This is a genomic window from Caulobacter sp. SSI4214, assembly GCF_012184455.1.
Taxonomy (GTDB): domain Bacteria; phylum Pseudomonadota; class Alphaproteobacteria; order Caulobacterales; family Caulobacteraceae; genus Caulobacter; species Caulobacter vibrioides_E.
Window position 1 is genome coordinate 1 of sequence record NZ_SZWJ01000161.1, and the last position, 3,558, is coordinate 3,558.

Consider the following 3,558-nt stretch of genomic DNA (forward strand, 5'->3'; position numbering starts at 1 on the left):
GCGCCGGGACGCCCCCTCCGTCACGTCGCGTACCCGCGCCGCGCCACCTCCCCCGCTTGGCGGGGGAGGAGAACCGCCATCCTCACCCGTGAAACGGGGGAGGTGGATCGCTGCGGATACGCGGCGAGACGGAGGGGGCGCTTGGCGATCCTCACCACCCCTCCGGCGGCCGCGCCAGGCGGCTCTCCGGGATCAGGGCCCGCATCTTGCGGCCGAAGCTCCTCAAAGACACCTCGCTGGTCGCCAGCGGCCCGGCGGTGAAGGTCCGCGAGGCCATGCCCTGCTGGACGCGGGCCACCAGCTCGGTGTCCTCGGCGTTGACCTGGCGGTTGATGCGCCAGTTCAGATACCGCGCCGCCTTCATCTCGCGGCGGTCGTCGGGCAGGGCGTAGGCGATCTCGCGGATCATCGTCTGGGTGGCCGAGACCGGGATGAACTGCATGAAGTCCACCTGGTCCGGATAGATGTCGAAGGCGAAGTTCGGCCAGAGCTTGAAATAGGTCCAAAGCCGCTTGCGGTCGGCGGGCAGGTGTTCGACGTCGGGCAGCAGGTCCTGATAGAGCCGCTCGGACGGGCTGTCGGACGGCTCGTCGATCAGCTGGCCCCACATCTTGTCGACGAAGGTCTGGGCCTCGACCCCATAGCCCTTGCCGAACAGCCGGGTCAGGCCGGGATGGGCCACCGGAATGTGCAGGCCGTCCGAATAGTTGTCGCTGATGTTCTTCCAGTTGACGTCGCGCGGCCGCAGGGTGACGCGGCCGAACGGCCGCAGCTCCTCGAAGCGGTAGTGGGCGACCTCGTCCTCGTAGGGGGCCATCATGGCGGCGACCGACGGGCCGTCCCCTTCGATGCGCGCGAAGACGAAGCCGCGCCAGATCTCGGTCTCGATCCGGGCCAGGCCCTCCTTGGCCATGTCCAGCGCCGGATAGTCGTCGCGCATCGGCACGCCGATCAGCCGGCCGTCGAGATCATAGGTCCAGGCGTGGTAGGGGCAGACGATCCGGCCGCCGCAACGGCCCGCCGGCCCGTCCAGCAGCCGCGCGCCCCGGTGGCGGCAGACATTGGCGAAGGCCCGCGCCCCGCCGTCCTTGCCCCGCACCACGACCAGGCTTTCGCCGACGAACTCGAACGTCTGGAAGTCGCCGGCCTTGGGGATGTCGTTCAGATGGCAGACGATCTGCCACGACGGGCGGAAGATCTTGTCCTGCTCTTCCTTGAAGAAGCGCTCGGAGCGGTAGATCCAGCCGGGGAGACCCCAGTCAGCTTGGGGGTCGTGGTTGGGAATGGCGGTCATCGCGGAGAGCCTCCGATGAAAGCGCTCTCCCTCCCCCTTGGATGGGGGAGGGGCAGGGGTGGGGGTGACACGGGTTCCGGATGGAGCGCGGCCGGCTCGGCGGCCACCCCCATCCCCAACCCTTCCCCCATCAAGGGGGAAGGGGGCATGAGCCTGATCACCGTCCCGCCGCCGACAGCTTCACCGCCGTCGCGAAATCCCTGTCGCGCAGGATCTCGCGCGCCGCGTTGCGGCCGGGATTGCCCGAGACGCCGCCGCCGGGGTGCGTGCCGGCCCCGCACATGTAGAGGCCCTTGAGCGGCGCGCGGTGGCTGGCGTGGCCCAGGAACGGGCGCGTGGCCCACAGCTGATCCAGCGACATGTGGCCATGCATGATGTCGCCGCCGATCAGGCCGAACTTTCGCTCCAGGTCCAGCGGCGAGAGGATCACGCGGCCCAGCACCGAGGCCTTGAAGCCCGGGGCCCACCGCTCGACGGTGTCGATGATCAGGTCGGCCGCGGCCTCGCGCTCGTCGTCCCACGACCGGGCGTCCGGCAGGGTCGGCGCGAACTGCTGGCAGAACAGGCTGGCGACGTGCTGTCCGGGCGGGGCCAGGGTGGTGTCGATGGTCGAGGGGATCAGCATCTCGACGATCGGCGCCTTGCTCATGCCGCCCGCCTTGGCGTCGCGATAGGCCGCGTCCATGTAGTCGAGGCTGGGGGCGATGACGATCCCCGACTGGTGGTGCTCGGCCGCGTCCTTGCCGGGCAGGCAGGTGAACGACGGCAGTTCCGACAGCGCCACGTTCATCCGGAAGGTGCCCGAACCGTTCTTGTAGCCGTCGACGGCCTTGCGGAAGTCGGCGGTCAGGGCCGAGGGCGGGACCAGCTTCTTGTAAAGCAGGGCCGGATTGACGTTGGCGCTGACGATCGGGGCCATGATCTGGCGACCGTCGACCAACTGCACGCCGACCGCTTTCTTGCCGTCCACATGCACCGCCTCGACCGGGGCGTTCAGCAGGATCTCGACCCCGGCCGCCTCGCAGGCCTTGGCCATGGCCTGGGTGATCGCCCCCATGCCGCCGACCGCGTGGCCCCAGGCGCCCTTCTTGCCGTTCACCTCGCCAAAGGTGTGGTGCAGCAGCACATAGGCCGAGCCGGGGCTATCGGGGCTGGCGAAATTGCCGACCACGGCGTCGAAGCCGAACGCCGCCTTGACCGCGTCGCTCTCGAACCAGCCGTCCAGCACGTCGCGGGCGCTTTTGGTGAACAGGTCCAGGAGGTCGCGCTTCCTCTCGCGGGAGAGCCTGGCCAGGCGACCGCCCTGGCGCAGGGCGCGCAGCAGGCCGGGCAGGCCGTCGCCGAGGTTCGGCGGCGTCTCCTGGGCGAAGTCGCGCAGGATGTCGCCGATCTCGTCCAGCATCGCGTAATAGGCCGGCAGCACCTCGGCGTCGCGGCGGCTATACTTGCGGAACTGCTCCTGGGTGCGCTCCAGCCCGCCGCCCAGCTTCAGATAGTTGTCGTCGCTGATCGGCAGGAAGTTCGAGATCGGCCGCTCCAGAAACGTCAGGCCGTAGTCGCGCAGCCCCATGTCGGCGATGACGCGCGGGTTCAGCAGGCTGACCGTGTAGCTGGCCACCGAGTTGCGGAAACCAGGGTGGAACTCCTCGGTCACCGCCGCCCCGCCGACCACGCCGCGCGCCTCGCAGACCGTGACCCGCATTCCGGACTTGGCCAGGTAGAAGGCGCAGACGAGGCCGTTATGTCCCCCGCCGATGATCACGGCGTCGCGGCTGGTGGTGTCGGCCATGCTGTCTCTCCCCGAATGCGGCGAGAAGTGTTGCTATACGATCGTATAATAAGCAAGAGGCCGCGATCCGCGTTGAACTCGCGCGTCGGCGGTTCTAGATCAGCGCCTCCTCTTTCCGGGAAGGACCCCGCCATGGCCAAGCTCCTGCCGCTCCAGTCGTTCAGCCTGCGGGAGACCGAGGACGGCTATCGCCTGCTCGTCTCGGCGATCGGCGGCGAGTCGATCCATGTCTCGATCACGCCCGAGCAGATGGACGACATCATCGACAGCCTCGAGAACGCCATGGGCGGCGAGGAAGGCGGCGAGGAGGAGGGCGAGGACTAAGAGCTCGCCAGTCCGGCCAGGGCGCGCAGGCCCCGCGCCAGCGTCTCTCGCTTGCTCGCCGCGCCCAGCGAGATGCGCAGACCTTCGCCCGCCGCCCCGGGCGCCCGGAAGGCGTCGGCGCCGACCAGGGCCAGGCCGCGTTCCTTGGCGC

General features: G+C 69.2%; 4 protein-coding genes. 2 read left to right on the forward strand and 2 right to left on the reverse strand.

What is annotated here, in order from left to right; translation table 11 throughout:
- Nucleotides 1–92 (forward strand): hypothetical protein (locus FCU40_RS23470; protein ID WP_241693693.1); only part of this gene is annotated, 92 nt, incomplete at its 5' end.
- A 59-nt stretch (nucleotides 93–151) separates the two neighbouring features.
- Here FCU40_RS23470 and FCU40_RS22710 read toward each other — a convergent pair.
- Nucleotides 152–1,294: an aromatic ring-hydroxylating dioxygenase subunit alpha gene (locus tag FCU40_RS22710; protein ID WP_168078066.1), complete on the reverse strand. Its 1,143-nt coding sequence runs from the start codon at nucleotides 1,292–1,294 to the stop codon at nucleotides 152–154.
- Nucleotides 1,295–1,451: 157 nt separating this feature from the next.
- Nucleotides 1,452–3,083, reverse strand: coding sequence for an NAD(P)/FAD-dependent oxidoreductase (locus FCU40_RS22715; protein WP_168078068.1), 1,632 nt, complete (start codon nucleotides 3,081–3,083; stop codon nucleotides 1,452–1,454).
- A gap of 132 nt (nucleotides 3,084–3,215) precedes the next feature.
- Here FCU40_RS22715 and FCU40_RS22720 point away from each other — a divergent pair, with 132 nt between their 5' ends.
- On the forward strand, nucleotides 3,216–3,407 hold the full coding sequence (locus tag FCU40_RS22720) for a hypothetical protein (protein ID WP_004620779.1): 192 nt from the start codon (nucleotides 3,216–3,218) through the stop codon (nucleotides 3,405–3,407).
- Nucleotides 3,408–3,558: the final 151 nt, after the last annotated feature.

What these genes read in the sequence shown, in the direction of transcription:
- FCU40_RS22720 (WP_004620779.1), top strand. Translation starts at nt 3,216, where the DNA reads ATGGCCAAGCTCCTGCCGCTCCAGTCGTTCAGCCTGCGGGAGACCGAG.
- FCU40_RS22710 (WP_168078066.1), bottom strand. Translation starts at nt 1,294, where the DNA reads ATGACCGCCATTCCCAACCACGACCCCCAAGCTGACTGGGGTCTCCCC.
- FCU40_RS22715 (WP_168078068.1), bottom strand. Translation starts at nt 3,083, where the DNA reads ATGGCCGACACCACCAGCCGCGACGCCGTGATCATCGGCGGGGGACAT.